At 41.8% G+C, this 13,942-nt stretch carries 14 protein-coding genes; 2 read left to right on the forward strand and 12 right to left on the reverse strand.

All coding sequences use genetic code 11. The features are described from left to right. Positions 1 to 23: 23 nt before the first annotated feature. From BLS14_RS09265 to BLS14_RS09300, 8 genes are all read right to left on the reverse strand, one after another. Entirely contained in the window at positions 24 to 698 is a 675-nt protein-coding gene (locus BLS14_RS09265; RefSeq protein WP_063562858.1) for a GntR family transcriptional regulator, read from the reverse strand. Positions 699 to 802: 104 nt separating this feature from the next. Beyond that, positions 803 to 2,434, reverse strand: a complete 1,632-nt coding sequence (locus BLS14_RS09270; RefSeq protein ID WP_090951225.1) for an ABC transporter substrate-binding protein — start codon at positions 2,432 to 2,434, stop codon at positions 803 to 805. Between the two features lie 69 nt (positions 2,435 to 2,503). Beyond that, on the reverse strand, positions 2,504 to 3,373 hold the full coding sequence (locus BLS14_RS09275) for a carbohydrate ABC transporter permease (RefSeq protein ID WP_024630394.1): 870 nt from the start codon (positions 3,371 to 3,373) through the stop codon (positions 2,504 to 2,506). Between the two features lie 12 nt (positions 3,374 to 3,385). Further along, a complete protein-coding gene (locus tag BLS14_RS09280; protein WP_371121626.1) occupies positions 3,386 to 4,315 on the reverse strand; it encodes an ABC transporter permease in 930 nt (309 codons plus the stop codon). Positions 4,316 to 4,897: 582 nt separating this feature from the next. Further along, entirely contained in the window at positions 4,898 to 5,704 is an 807-nt protein-coding gene (locus tag BLS14_RS09285; RefSeq protein WP_090951227.1) for an HAD family hydrolase, read from the reverse strand. Between the two features lie 27 nt (positions 5,705 to 5,731). After that, a complete protein-coding gene (locus BLS14_RS09290; protein WP_090951230.1) occupies positions 5,732 to 6,244 on the reverse strand; it encodes a hypothetical protein in 513 nt (170 codons plus the stop codon). Positions 6,245 to 6,370: 126 nt separating this feature from the next. Beyond that, on the reverse strand, positions 6,371 to 6,580 hold the full coding sequence (locus BLS14_RS09295) for a DUF896 domain-containing protein (protein WP_024630398.1): 210 nt from the start codon (positions 6,578 to 6,580) through the stop codon (positions 6,371 to 6,373). Between the two features lie 96 nt (positions 6,581 to 6,676). Next, complete coding sequence (locus BLS14_RS09300; RefSeq protein WP_063562863.1) at positions 6,677 to 7,054, reverse strand: LysM peptidoglycan-binding domain-containing protein; 378 nt, start codon at positions 7,052 to 7,054, stop codon at positions 6,677 to 6,679. A gap of 304 nt (positions 7,055 to 7,358) precedes the next feature. Between BLS14_RS09300 and lexA the strand changes: the two genes are divergently transcribed. Continuing rightward, complete coding sequence (gene lexA, locus BLS14_RS09305) at positions 7,359 to 7,985, forward strand: transcriptional repressor LexA (RefSeq protein WP_024630400.1); 627 nt, start codon at positions 7,359 to 7,361, stop codon at positions 7,983 to 7,985. A 112-nt stretch (positions 7,986 to 8,097) separates the two neighbouring features. Here lexA and BLS14_RS09310 read toward each other — a convergent pair whose 3' ends face one another. Continuing rightward, positions 8,098 to 9,399: an aldehyde dehydrogenase gene (locus tag BLS14_RS09310; RefSeq protein WP_090951233.1), complete on the reverse strand. Its 1,302-nt coding sequence runs from the start codon at positions 9,397 to 9,399 to the stop codon at positions 8,098 to 8,100. Between the two features lie 549 nt (positions 9,400 to 9,948). Here BLS14_RS09310 and BLS14_RS09315 point away from each other — a divergent pair. Further along, on the forward strand, positions 9,949 to 10,608 hold the full coding sequence (locus tag BLS14_RS09315) for a CatB-related O-acetyltransferase (RefSeq protein ID WP_090951238.1): 660 nt from the start codon (positions 9,949 to 9,951) through the stop codon (positions 10,606 to 10,608). 113 nt (positions 10,609 to 10,721) lie between these two features. On the opposite strand, the gene glnA is transcribed toward BLS14_RS09315, so the two are convergent. The 3 genes from glnA to BLS14_RS09330 form a co-directional block, all read right to left on the reverse strand. After that, complete coding sequence (glnA, locus tag BLS14_RS09320) at positions 10,722 to 12,050, reverse strand: type I glutamate--ammonia ligase (protein WP_063562869.1); 1,329 nt, start codon at positions 12,048 to 12,050, stop codon at positions 10,722 to 10,724. A gap of 129 nt (positions 12,051 to 12,179) precedes the next feature. Continuing rightward, positions 12,180 to 12,593, reverse strand: a complete 414-nt coding sequence (locus tag BLS14_RS09325; protein ID WP_063563200.1) for a MerR family transcriptional regulator — start codon at positions 12,591 to 12,593, stop codon at positions 12,180 to 12,182. 83 nt (positions 12,594 to 12,676) lie between these two features. Then, positions 12,677 to 13,930, reverse strand: coding sequence for a methionine gamma-lyase family protein (locus BLS14_RS09330; RefSeq protein WP_090951241.1), 1,254 nt, complete (start codon positions 13,928 to 13,930; stop codon positions 12,677 to 12,679). Between the last annotated feature and the right edge of the window lie 12 nt (positions 13,931 to 13,942).

A 13,942-nucleotide genomic window follows, 5' to 3' on the forward strand; every position in this document is an offset into this window, starting at 1 on the left:
GATAGTATACAACATTAGATGTTCTATATAAAATAATGTGGATATTTTGCCTTCATCTTCTCTTGTTCAACAACAACTAGTCTGAGATGAGCTTCCATAACCTCAACAGCTCGCTCGGTTTCACGTTCCGTGATAAGTCGGTATATTTCTTTATGTTGTGAAATAATAACCTCTGCATCGGAATCTTCAGACAAGCGTAATAAACGAAGGCGATTAAAGGGAATATTGAGCTGCTGTAGCATTTTCCAACTTCTCATTTTTCCTGTGCCTTGAAACAATATCTGATGAAACTCTTCATCCAGTTCAAAAAGCCGATAGAAATTATTTTTCCCTATACATACTTCCTGCATGGCAATATTGGTTTCAAGTCTGAATCTGAATTCTTCCGGAAAAGAAGCACAAGCCAGAGTGACAATTTCCTTCTCCATCTTCTCTCTCATAAACCGGCCTTCTTCAACATGCTCCAGATTAATATGGGAGACAATAGTTCCACTCTGTGGAATGATATCCAGTAACTCTTCCTCGGCAAGCTTCATGAAAGCTTCACGTACTGGCGTTCTGCTTACTTGCAACTCATCCGCAATTTCCTTCTCGGAAATCTTGGTACCAGGCTCAAGTTCAAGGTGCAGAATTCGTTCCTTTATCAGATTGTATGAATAAGCCCGGGTCGAACCTCTAATCTTTTGATTAAGTGACATTCCTTAACCTCTTCCTCTCAGCCATATTCATCCATCTTAGCACAAATTGCCGTTCCACTTAAATTCCCTAAATGAAACGGCAATGGGCAAATTTCAGTTTACATCTATTGTTGCTTTTTTTCTTTGTACTTCTTATATGTGTCATTGGAAAGCTGCATATACTGAGGCAAGCCTTGGCTCTCCAGCTCTTTTACAAATGCATCAAACTCAGAAAGTTTGCGTTCTCCCAAAATGAATTTAAGCGTATTTTGATCCGAGAAATCCTTAAGCGGTGTGCTAAGCAGTGTCACCTGTTCACGATCGATATCCGAGTAAGGAATTGGCGGCTCCGCAGGAACCACTTCTTTGATATCTTTCATGTCTTGCTGGAATTTCAGTTCTTCCTCACTAAACATGGAGTGCAACAAATCTGTGGTTCCTCCATAGGCAAACACACCACCGGAGAATCCATAGTCGATGCGCAAGTCCTTTGTGCCTTTTGGATTCAATCCGTTATAGTTCACATCTTCGGCCAACTTACGAACGCCATCCTGTTTGGTGAAGGTTTCGCCTTCTACACCCCATTTGGCAAATTCTTGACCTTCATCACTATAGTATAACCAGTCAATAAATTGCATGGTTGCTTTGAAATTCTCGTTGTCTTTAATTTTACCGGAAATCATGACACCGTTTTCAAGTCTGGAGCCGGACATCAATTGACCTTTTGGACCACCAGGAACTGTAATTTTGGCGATGGAGAAATTTCCTTCTCCCAACGTTTTGTTCATGTCATTTCGATGAAGCACTACCGTTTGCGAGTTACCATTAATAATGAAGGATTTTCCAGAAACGAATTTTTGTGTAGCCTGATCATCGTCTTGGGTGAAGCTTTCCTTATCCAGAAGTCCTTCCGATACAAGCTTGTTGAAGTAAGTTAACATATCTTTATATTCCGGTGTTGTAGCCGTGTATACAAATTCATCCTTGTCTGCCTGATACGTCAGACCATTACCGAATCCCCATCCAGCTTTTGTCCCAAAACCAATAGCTGCAATACCCAGCGTACTATTGAACTTGAATCGATCAGAGAAAGGAATGGAGTCCGGATAGATTTCTTTTAGCTTTTTGGCGGCATCATACAATTCGTCCCATGTCTTTGGAATGGCAATGTTATTTTTCTCAAAAATATCAGTTCTCACTATAAGGGTGTAGTCCGGCCAAACCTCTTCATGTAAACCTGGGAGTACATAATATTTCCCATCTTCTTGTCGAAGACCCTCAAGTTCATCCTGAAGTCCCCATTTCTCAACCTTATCTTTGAAATTGGGCATCAAATCAACATAGTCACTCACTGGCAAAATCGCACCAGAGGATACAAAAGCAGATTCTTCACCCGGATAGGTTTTCGGAATAACCAGAGGGGCATCTCCAGAGCTGATCAGAAGGGATCTTTTCTGGGGATAGTCACTCATCGGAACGATGGTAGGCTCCAGCGTGACTCCGGTTTTTTCCGTGATTTTTTGGAACAGGAGCCAATCCTTTTTGTACGGGTATGCTGGCTGATCGCTGTACAGAATAGATAGATTAAATGGTTCAGCGGCTTTGAAGGTCTCTCCTACACCATAAGATTCCATGGCCCCCTTGGATTCTGGTTCAACTTTCTCTCCACCAGCACCGCTGCTACATGCTGCCAGAACGACACTCATCATTGTTGCCAATACCATCTTGCCTACAAGCTTACGTGGTCTATGTTTCATTCAATTCTCCCCCTGCATGTGGTTTAGATTGGCCTTACAATCAAGATGTTGAACTATATCGGGTTAGGATTACTGTTTAACAGATCCCAACATGATACCGGTTACAAAGTATCTTTGAACAAATGGATAAATCGTTAAAATAGGCAAAATGGTGAGTACCATCGTGACCGATTTGATATTTGCAGAAATTTGAGTCAAATTATCCGCTGAAGCACCAGCCGAAGCACCTCCCGTTGCACCTGCAATCATGTTGCGCAAGTAGATCGTAACGGGAAACAGTTCCTTTTTGTCGAGATACAGGAAGGCAGGAAACCAGGAGTTCCAGTGTCCCACAGCGTAAAACAGAACCATCGTTGCCATGACAGCTTTACTCAGCGGTAGAATGATCCGTAACAAAATGCCATACGTATTCAAACCGTCAATAGCTGCCGCTTCCTCAAGCTCCTCAGGCATGTTTTCGAAAAATGATTTCATAATTAACATGTTATAAATGCTGATTGCACCAGGCACAACCAGTGCCCACATCGTGTTATTGAAGCCCAGAGAGTTAATCAGGACATAGTTAGGAATCAAGCCGCCACTGAAAAACATCGTGAACACGGCGAACATCGTCAAAAATTTTCGTCCCATCAATCTTTTCTTGGATAGGGCATAAGCGAAGATGGTCGTCATGAACATGGAAATCAAAGTTCCAACAACGGTATATATAATTGTGTTTTTATAGTTGGTCCAGAACATGCTGTCGCGAGAGATGGTCTTGTAGGTTTCTACATTAAATCCTCTTGGGATAATGCTTACCTTGCCTGAATTGATATAAGCCTCGCTACTGAAAGATTGGGCCACGACATTCAGAAACGGATAGAGCGTGATGAATACCACTAGCAGCAAAAAGATGGCATTGAAAACTTTAAATACTTTGTATGATTTTGATTCCAGCATATTGCTCCTCCTTTACCACAAGCTTCGTTGTGTCAGTCTGCGTGAAATGGCATTAACCGAGAATACCAGGATCAGTCCAATAATGGATTCGAACAAACCAATGGCGGTAGCATAGCTGAAATTGCTGGACTGCAAACCTACCCGGTACAAATAAGTAGAAATCACGTCAGATGTCTCGTAGATCAGCGGATTGTAAAGGAGCAAGATTTTCTCAAATCCAACCGCGAGGAAATTACCCATATTCAAAATCAGCAATGTAACGATCGTTGGCAAAATGCCCGGTATGGTTATATGGAGGGTTTGCTTCCAACGGTTCGCACCATCGATCCGTGCAGCCTCATACAAAGAATCATCAATTGTTGTCAATGCAGCTAAATATAGAATGGCTCCCCACCCCATACCTTGCCAAACCTCAGAGGTGATATAGATTGTTCTGAACCATTCCGCACGCTGCATGAAAGGAATGCTGTCACCAGTAAAGAATGAAACCATTCCGTTAATGGAGCCATTAACTGCCGTTAATTGCAGAATCATTCCGGCAACGATGACGATGGACAAGAAGTGCGGAAGATAAGATGCGGTCTGCACAAACTTTTTGAAACGTTTGCTTTTCACCTCATTCAGCAGCAATGCAAAAATAATCGGAACTGGGAAGGTGAAAAGTAACGCAAGTCCACCAAGCATAAGTGTGTTCCCAAATACTTTCCAAAAGGTTGGGTCTTGAATGAACATCTGAAAATACCTGAATCCAACCCACGTCTCTCCAAAAATACTTCCTCCCGGTACAAATCGTCTAAATGCGATTACATTACCGAGCATGGGCCCATATTTGAAAATAATAAGATAGATAATAGGAAGAATTAACAGTGAGTACAGCTGCCAATCTTTGCGAAGCAGAGCTGTAACAGTTCTTAACCTGCTTTCTTTACGTAAAGATGTCATCGTTAGCGTGGTTTTAGCGGTTTCCGACTCCATATGTTATTTCACTCCGATCCTAAGCTTGATAAAATAAAAGCGTTTTCGATCAATTCTTATCATCTCTTCTTTTTGTAGAAGACAAGTAATCAGATGAACTTCACCCCCACCAGTAGAATAAAACAAAACAAATAATGTAAGCGATATCAATTATGGAGATCACTAGAGACACATATTGGTTAAGATGCTTACCCTCATTTTCTTACTAACCACTTCATGTTGTATTTCCAGAACTAAATGGTTACTTCGATTATGTAAAGCGCTTACAAACAATGTGAAAATTATAGCGAATAACTCCCGCTTCCACTTCATTCAAGTAAGTCAACAGATATTCGCTGCATTCATTCGCATACTAGTCATACTAGTATGTTAGTTATATTCTAAATCAGCAGTTCTATAATTTCAATAACTTTTAATAAAAAATTTCATCTTTTGTTATTACGGTATAGTTCAAGCTGTCCCAACACAAAAAAAACATTGTTAGGTTTTATGGATAAAATACATCTCATAAAACCTAACAATGTTTGAGTAGTACACTAAAAATACGATTTATGATGCACTCATTGAGAATTCAGCAATGATTCGTTCCAATTCGGATAAATGCTTGATTTGATGGTCAGGCACATACGATTCGGTATTCTCTTTATTCTCACGGTTAATCCAAACAGATTGAATACCTGCAGACAATGCTCCACGAATATCAGTCGTAAGCTTATCTCCAACCATCATACTCTCCTCAGGTTGCACTCCCAGCTTACTCAATGCGTGCTCGAAGATCGAAGGATCAGGTTTGCCTTTACCGAACGAACCCGAGATAATAATTTCGTCAAAAAAAGGAGCCAATTCAGGAACGCCGTCAAGCTTCTCTTGTTGTAAAGCAGGACAGCCGTTGGTTAAAAGCAAAAGCTTGAACTTCCCTTGTAGATGACTCAACGTTTCCATCGTTTCTTCATAGACATGGGGTCTTGATCTCCGCTCCGCCCCAAATTGTAAGGCGAGTTGTTCCGCCAGATCTTCACGATCAACCCCCAGCTTTAACAAGCCACGACGCCATGACTCTTTACGATATGCGGGTGCAAGCTGCTCCAACTGGCGAAACTCCGGCTGATCCCCACCCGTGAAGTTAGCCCAAAGACCTTCAAATGGGTTAATCCCAATCATTTTGGTAAACGAAAAAGTTTCATAAGACTCATACAGATTACGTGCCTCATTACGAACAGCTTCTTCAAGGTCTTCGGGTTTAACGCCCGTCTCTTGCGCTGCGATCAAGCAAGTCTCATGAAAGGCCTCTCGAACACTGCGCTCATCCCACAGTAAAGTATCATCTAGGTCGAAAAAAATCGCTTTTAACGCCATTTCGGTCATCTTCCCCTTTATGCAAAATTACTTTTTCTCGTATGTTTCCACGGTGATCTGATGTGCTTTGGCGAATTTTAGAAGACGTTCAGTAATTGCATCGGTATCATAACGATTCAGTAGTTTGGTAAATACCCATCTCTTACCTCGTGCATTATGCTCAATCACAACCGTACCTGGCTCAATTCTGAATTTCACGATATCGTCGACTCCAATTGAACGCTCACGGTTCCCTTTTGTCGTCAAAATCCGATTACTTCCTATTTTGACATAAGGACGACGGAGCATGAAGATGACTGCTAAAAATACATACAGCAACAAGGTCACCCAGTCCCAAGTGGTCATCGGAGCTTTGACAAGAAATGTACTCATAAAGAGGTACAGGAATGCTAGTCCGATCAGAAAAATAGGAAACAGAAGACTGCGTCCTTTAAATACGTCCTCACCTGGTGTGCCAAAAACCGGTTTACCGCTTTTTTTACGTTGCTGATTCAACTGCTTAGAATTTTTTCGAACCGTTCTCTCGAACGAACGCGACATGAGAATCCCCCTTAGATGTTCTTTGTATCGGCTTACATAACTGCAAACCAACATTTCCCCCTATAATTTGCAACCTCTAGATAACAGGAAAAAACCTAAATATCATAATGATATCATTAGGTTTCCTTAATGTTTGAGTTTGCCTTGGTGGCCTTGATCGTTCTCATCATCTACAATTTCAATCGTATCCAGTTGTTGTCTGAAATTGCTTCGAATGTTATTCAAATAGATTTCTCTAAGTTTGGCACGTTCAGCGAGCTCTTCCTCTGTCAATCCAGTGGATTTTTGCTTACGGGCCAATTCATTAATACGTGCTACCAGACTATCTATATCCAAGCTTGTCCCCTCCAAAAATACAAAGTCATATTAACTTTGACATGTTAAGGGCAGCTTGTCAAGCTGACACGCATTAGCGCGTGTGGATATGCAGCTTTAATCTGTGAATTGAGGCAGTATTAAGACTTGCCCCACCTGTATTGAAGTTGAATGAAGTTGATTCACTTTCTTGATTGCTTCTATATATACACGTGTATCCATTGTTTCAGGTTTGTGATCCAATGATATACTCCATAGCGTATCTCCTTGTGAAACTGCCATCTTCCCCCCAGGCAACAGATCGTTCTCATTGCCAGCGAACACAGTCAATACTGTACTACATCCAACCAGTATAATTAAGCTTACGATTATTAATTTCAAGACCCAAGTTGGGACATTACCTTTTGCAAAAACCTTTTTAAAATTCCTTATGTTAGTTTCAACCACTTCTGAATGCACCGGTTCGTAAATACTTTGATAAGTAGAATATCTCATTAAATATCGACCTCCAAACGTTTGTTCCTATCTGTTGAAATTAATATAACACGAACACATGTTTTGTACAATAACTTTTTAGAACAATTGTTCGCTTTTTTTTGTCGATACTACATTCTATTATCTTTCTTCTATTGTATTGGAATTGTCATTTGCAGTATTTGATTAGACCAAAAGAAAATTTTCATCTTAATTTGCAAAAAAACATTGATTTTATGGCATTTTATTTAGAACTTATGTTTGTACGAACGGAGGTTCTATGTTATAATTTTCCCAAACGTTACTAAAATGGGGTTGATACGGTATGTCGAAGATATCCAGCAGGCAACAGGCTATTCTGGAGTTTATACGCAATGAAGTCCGGTTGAAGGGGTATCCTCCTTCCGTACGCGAAATTGGTGAAGCCGTTGGGTTGGCTTCCAGCTCTACAGTACATGGACATCTGGATCGTTTGGAGAAGAAAGGTCTGATTAGACGTGACCCAACCAAACCAAGAGCCATTGAACTTCTCAGCCAGGAAGAGTCAGAGCATTCACATCAGTTTGCTCACAGCGTTGCTCGCATTCCTGTCGTGGGTAAAGTTACTGCAGGGGTTCCAATCACAGCAACAGAAAATATCGAAGATTACTTCCCTCTTCCTACGCATTATGTAGGCGAACAGAAAGTATTTATGCTTTCGGTCGTGGGAGACAGTATGGTTGAAGCAGGCATTGTTAACGGAGACTATGTTATCGTACGTCAGCAGCAAACTGCAGATAACGGCGATATCGTAGTAGCCATGACTGAAGACGATGAAGCAACGGTTAAAACGTTCTACAAAGAGAAAGATCATATTCGTCTTCAACCGGAAAACTCGACTTTTGAACCGTTGCGTTTGAAACACGTTAGCATCCTGGGCAAAGTCATTGGCCTTTTCCGTGATATTCATTAATATGTATTGAAGTTGTACAGAGCTCTCACAATAAGATACATAAAGAGGTTGTCCCGTTCAACGGGACAACCTCTTTTTTCTTATACAACTTATATTGTTCTACGTTAGTAGATTATTCGCTGCGTTTAAGAATGCTTTTATGATGAGAAAACACATCAAAACTCTGTTGACCATGGTAGGAACCCATTCCACTTTCTCCTACGCCGCCAAACGGAAGATAATGTGATGTCATATGAGACAATGTATCATTAATGCAACCACCACCAAAAGATACTTGATTCAGAACCTGATTCTGCAGATCCTCATCCTGAGTGAAGAGATATAATGCCAGTGGTTTTGGACGGCGAACAATCTCATCTAGCATGGGATTGAGGTCGGTATACTTAAATACAGGAAGAACTGGACCAAAGATCTCTTCTTGCATCACTGGGGATTTCCAATCCACTTCCCCCAGTACTGTTGGTTCAATGAGCAGCTGATCACGTTCAGAACGTCCACCGATCATTGCTTTGCCATCTTGGAGTAACACCGATAAACGATCAAAGTTACGTGCGTTGACAATGTGCGGGAAATCAGCATTTCTCATCACATCGTCTCCAAATTTATCCTGAATTTCTGCACCGATCAATTCCAATAATTTGTCATGTACTTCCTCGTGCACAAGCAAATAGTCTGGAGCGACACAGGTTTGCCCAGCATTCAGGAATTTACCGCGCACAATGCGCTGAGCTGCCAGCTTCAAATCTGCATCCTGGTGGACAATGACCGGACTCTTACCACCTAGTTCTAACGTAACTGGAGTCAAATGCTCAGCAGCTGCCTTCATAACAATGCGGCCAACACCTGTACTGCCTGTAAAGAAAATATAATCAAACTTTTCTTTCAACAATGCCGTACTCGTCTCGACTTCCCCTTCCATAACTGCCAGGTACTCACTAGGAAATATCTCATGAATCAAATCATAAGTCAGACGTGACACGGCTGGGGTTAATTCAGACGGCTTAATAATGGCACAGTTACCCGCAGCAATGGCTCCAATTAGAGGGCCGAAAGCCAGTTGGAACGGATAGTTCCAAGGTGCAATAATAAGAGCAACTCCATAAGGTTCAGGATAAATTAAGCTTGTTCCATCAGGTATAGCAGAATTTGTAGGCACAGGTTTTGGTGTAGCCCATTCCTCCAAATGTTCCAATGCAAAATCTAGTTCACCCAACACGATCCGAATCTCAGAGCCATAAGCCTCTGCTTCAGATTTATTTAGATCCGCACGAAGTGCGTCAAGAATACGTTGTTGATATTTCTCAATTCCCTGTCTTAATTGCTGAAGAGCACGAATACGGTACTCAATAGACTTAGTCTGACCTGTATAAAAAAATGTCCGCTGTTCGGCAACCAGTTGCTTCTCTTGTTCCATATTAACATCTCCAATTAATTGTCCAAAATTTAATTTCTAAAAACATAAATGAATTATAACGCAATTATATGAAACTATCAACATATAGATACTGTAAAAATAGAGCAAACAATTAAAACATACTCTCGCTTCAACGATATGATCATAATTTAATTAACCATTCTGGTTCTTATTGACTACATTAAAAGCCTTAACACTAATATGCCAAAACTTATGCTACGAATGCCAGCTTCCTCTTTACATTCTTATTCCAGTCCCCGTTTTAGTCCAACATGATGTATCCATCCTTCCAAATGGTGGGCACGTGTTCTGTCTATATTTTCTCTTACTGAATTTTTTCTTCATTATATACACTTTGAGTGAGGATACTTACTGACATCTCTTTATCAGAATAGGATTGACAAAAAAAGAGGTCATTGCTACAATGGCCCTCATATCTTAAGGAAGGATGATTCAGATGATTCGTCGTCTAAAAAAACTAAAGAATGTGGCTACCGCATCACGCTTCTAAGTTACTCAGAAATAAAACTTAGAAGCGAGGAAACTAAAATGAATATAAACCAATTTAATCACTGGTCTGAAATTAAGTATTTAAAAGATATTGTAACCAATCCATTAATCGAAGTTGGCGATTACTCCTATTACTCTGGTTATTACGATAACCATTCATCTTTTGAAGATGGATGCGTAAGATATTTATGGGGAGATGACAAATCGAGGAGCTTATTCAACCCCATTGAGGAATTTGGATGGCAAATAGATCGATTGATTATTGGTAATTATGTATGTATCGCAGCCGGTGTCGTTATTCTTATGGGAGGAAATAACAATCATCATGCGGAGTGGATCACTGTTTATCCTTTCGCTGATCAAATTTGCCATTCCTTCTCACCCAAGGGAGATACCATTATAGAAAGCGATGCATGGATCGGCATGAATGCAATGATTATGCCTGGTGTCACCATTGGTGAAGGTGCGATTGTTGCAGCAGGCTCAGTTGTAACAAAAGATGTCGCCCCTTACACGATAGTTGGTGGAAATCCTACAAAAGAAGTTAGAAAGCGTTTCTCAGAAGAAGAAATCATGAAGTTAAAAGAAATGCGCTGGTTTGATTGGAAGAGAGAATCGATAGAAGCAGTCACTCACTTGCTTTCGAACTCTTCAATTAACAAGTTATATGAGCATTATTTATTAGAAATTAAGGACTGAGCTCCTATAGACATAAAGCTAGGTAGAATAATATTCTACCTAGCTTTTTTTATATCTCCTTGCCCACAGAAAAGAAAAACCCCTCAGCGCTAGATCGCCAAGGGATTCAGCTATTAGTACAACGTGATATATTGATCGCGTTCCCATTGGTGGACTTGTGTACGATACATGTCCCACTCAATTTCTTTCAGCTCGTAGAAGTGAGCCAGGGCGTGGTCGCCAAGAGCATCACAGATAACTTCGCTGCGGATCAATTCATTCAATGCTTCTTTCAGGTCAGCCGGCAAGCTTGGAATGCCTTCTTCCACACGCTCTTCTTCTGACATGATGTAGATGTTACGGTCAATCGGAGCAGGTAAGGAAAGCTCACGTTTGATTCCGTCCAGACCTGCTTTCAATAAAACAGCCAAAGCCAAGTATGGGTTAGCAGCCGGATCCGGATTACGAACCTCAACACGTGTACTCAGACCACGGGAAGCTGGAATACGGATCATTGGACTACGGTTACTAGCAGACCAAGCTACATAACAAGGTGCTTCGTAACCTGGTACAAGACGTTTGTATGAGTTCACAGTTGGGTTCGTAATTGCTGCAAACGCACGCGCATGCTTCAAAGTTCCAGCCATGAAGTGACGTGCAGTTTTGCTCAGACCCAGTTCGTCCGACTCGTCTACGAATGCGTTCACTTTGCCTTGGAACAAGGATTGGTTACAGTGCATACCGGAACCGTTCATACCAAACAGCGGTTTCGGCATAAAGGTAGCATGTAGACCATGCTGACGTGCAATCGTTTTAACAACGAGTTTGAACGTTTGGATCTGGTCTGCTGCTTTTAGAGCATCAGCATATTTAAAGTCGATCTCATGCTGACCTGGAGCTACCTCATGGTGGGAAGCTTCGATCTCAAAGCCCATTTCTTCAAGTGTGATAACAATGTCACGACGACAGTTTTCACCAAGATCCGTAGGCGCTAGGTCGAAATATCCACCTTGGTCATTCAGTTCGTTAGTCGGGTTTCCTTTTTCGTCTGTTTTGAACAAGAAGAACTCTGGTTCAGGACCGACGTTGAAAGAAGTGAATCCCATTTCTTCTGCTTCTTTCAGGTTTCGTTTCAAGATGCCACGCGGATCTCCTGGAAACGGATTACCATCCGGAAGATATACGTCGCAAATCAGTCGAGCAACACGGTTCTCGGCTACCCAAGGGAAAATCAGCCATGAATCGAGATCCGGATAGAGGTACATGTCGGATTCTTCAATACGCACATAACCTTCAATGGAAGAACCATCAAACATCATTTTATTGTCCAGAGCCTTAGTAAGCTGGCTCACAGGGATCTCAACGTTTTTGATTGCTCCAAGCAAATCGGTAAATTGCAAACGAATGAATCGTACATTTTCTTCTTTTGAGATACGTAGTATGTCTTCTTTAGTAAAACTCACGATACCCTCTCCCTTTCTTCTCTGCGTATTTGGCTTGCCTGTTATATTTGTACATTAGAATATTGCATGGGTCAAGGAGTCCTCCTACCCAAAAGCAGGATTTCCCCTGACTTACGAGGTTATACGAACTTATTTTTTATTAAAGAAACGGGAAAGCTCTCCCTGGATGAGAGATACTTGTCCAGGTCTCTTACCTGACACCAGTTGTTGTTTAAGCAGACGGTGTAGTTGGGAGTCCGATAGTTCTCTACGTTTCACTTCCGTATCAGCTGTAATAACAGTCGCTTCTTCTGACTCTTTAGATACAGGATTCATCACTTGTTTAATGCCTGCGATGTTAACTCCTTTTTCAATCAGAGCCTTGATTTCCAGCAATCGTTCTACGTCATTGAAAGAGAACAAACGCTGATTACCTGACGTTCTCGCAGGAACAATCAAACTGTGCTGCTCATAATAACGAATCTGACGCGCGGACAGATCCGTAAGTTTCATTACAATACCTATCGGGAATAAGGCCATATTTCTGCGAATTTCGTCACCCATCATTCATCAACCTTCCAGTCATCTATTCTTCACTCTATTGTACATTTAGTTATTACTAAGTGTCAATGATGTGTTAGATAAACTCACAATAATTTGCGTTCTTTCATGGTCTGTAATGACATCAAAACGCCATATTTAACATGAGAGTACGTTAAACCGCCCTGCATATAGCCAATAAAAGGCTCACGGATAGGCGCATCTGCCGACAATTCAAGGCTCCCACCCTGTATAAACGTACCTGCCGCCATGATGACAGGGTGCTCGTAACCCGGCATGTCCCAAGGTTCAGGAACTACATGGCTATCTACTGCAGCAGCCCGCTGTATCCCTTGTACAAAGGCAATTAAATGCTCGGCCGAACTGAATTGAACAGCCTGAATCAGATCTGTACGCATCTCGTTCCATGCCGGTTTGGTTACAAATCCGGATGCAGCAAACATCGCCGCAGCGAATGTGCTCCCTTTAACGGCCTGTCCTACAATTGTCGGAGCCATGTAAAGTCCTTGGTAGATGCCACGAGTTGTTCCCAACATCGCGCCAACCTCACCGCCAATTCCAGGAGCAGTCAAACGATAGGCAGCCAATTGCACGTACTTTTCCTTCCCGCATATGTATCCACCGGTTTCCGCTAGACCTCCACCGGGATTTTTAATCAGTGAACCTGCCATCAGGTCTACCCCGATTTCAGTTGGTTCACGTTCCTCCGTGAATTCACCATAACAGTTATCCACAAATATGATGACATCTTCCTTGATCGCCTTTACACGTGTAACCATATCAGCGATTTCTTCAATACAGAAGGAAGATCTCCAATCATATCCTCTGGAGCGTTGAATACCAATGACTTTTGTCGCTGCATTGATACTTTTCTCTACCGCCGCCCAATCTACTCCGCCATCTTCTAACAGAGCCGTCTCTTGATAGCCAATTCCGAAATCCCGTAATGATCCTGTTCCATCACCAGGCTTGCCAATGACTTTATGCAATGTGTCATAGGGCTTACCCGTAATGTACAACAACTCGTCACCTGGACGAAGTACACCGAACAAAGCTGTAGCAATAGTATGTGTACCTGATGCAAAATGGGGACGCACCAGTGCCGCCTCTGCACCAAACACATCGGCATACACTTCATCAAGCACCTCACGCCCGCGATCGTTATAAGCGTACCCCGTTGAACCCGCAAAGTGAAAATCACTGACTTTTCTACGCTGAAAAGCATTGATTACTTTCCATTGGTTATGATCGGTGATCCGGTCAATCTGTTGCAATTGCCCCTCAATCTGACGTTCAACCTGTCGTTGAAGTTCAATAATCTCTGAATCAAAGCTTGCCATCTTGCTTCATTC

It is taken from the genome of Paenibacillus sp. OK060, assembly GCF_900101205.1.
Lineage (GTDB): Bacteria > Bacillota > Bacilli > Paenibacillales > Paenibacillaceae > Paenibacillus > Paenibacillus marchantiae.

Coding starts and splice junctions, on each gene's coding strand:
- BLS14_RS09265 (WP_063562858.1), bottom strand. CDS start 698: ATGTCACTTAATCAAAAGATTAGAGGTTCGACCCGGGCTTATTCATAC.
- BLS14_RS09325 (WP_063563200.1), bottom strand. CDS start 12,593: ATGGGTGACGAAATTCGCAGAAATATGGCCTTATTCCCGATAGGTATT.
- BLS14_RS09270 (WP_090951225.1), bottom strand. CDS start 2,434: ATGAAACATAGACCACGTAAGCTTGTAGGCAAGATGGTATTGGCAACA.
- BLS14_RS09280 (WP_371121626.1), bottom strand. CDS start 4,315: ATGACATCTTTACGTAAAGAAAGCAGGTTAAGAACTGTTACAGCTCTG.
- BLS14_RS09330 (WP_090951241.1), bottom strand. CDS start 13,930: ATGGCAAGCTTTGATTCAGAGATTATTGAACTTCAACGACAGGTTGAA.
- BLS14_RS09300 (WP_063562863.1), bottom strand. CDS start 7,054: ATGAGATATTCTACTTATCAAAGTATTTACGAACCGGTGCATTCAGAA.
- BLS14_RS09315 (WP_090951238.1), top strand. CDS start 9,949: ATGAATATAAACCAATTTAATCACTGGTCTGAAATTAAGTATTTAAAA.
- lexA (WP_024630400.1), top strand. CDS start 7,359: ATGTCGAAGATATCCAGCAGGCAACAGGCTATTCTGGAGTTTATACGC.
- BLS14_RS09275 (WP_024630394.1), bottom strand. CDS start 3,373: ATGCTGGAATCAAAATCATACAAAGTATTTAAAGTTTTCAATGCCATC.
- BLS14_RS09285 (WP_090951227.1), bottom strand. CDS start 5,704: ATGGCGTTAAAAGCGATTTTTTTCGACCTAGATGATACTTTACTGTGG.
- BLS14_RS09310 (WP_090951233.1), bottom strand. CDS start 9,399: ATGGAACAAGAGAAGCAACTGGTTGCCGAACAGCGGACATTTTTTTAT.
- BLS14_RS09290 (WP_090951230.1), bottom strand. CDS start 6,244: ATGTCGCGTTCGTTCGAGAGAACGGTTCGAAAAAATTCTAAGCAGTTG.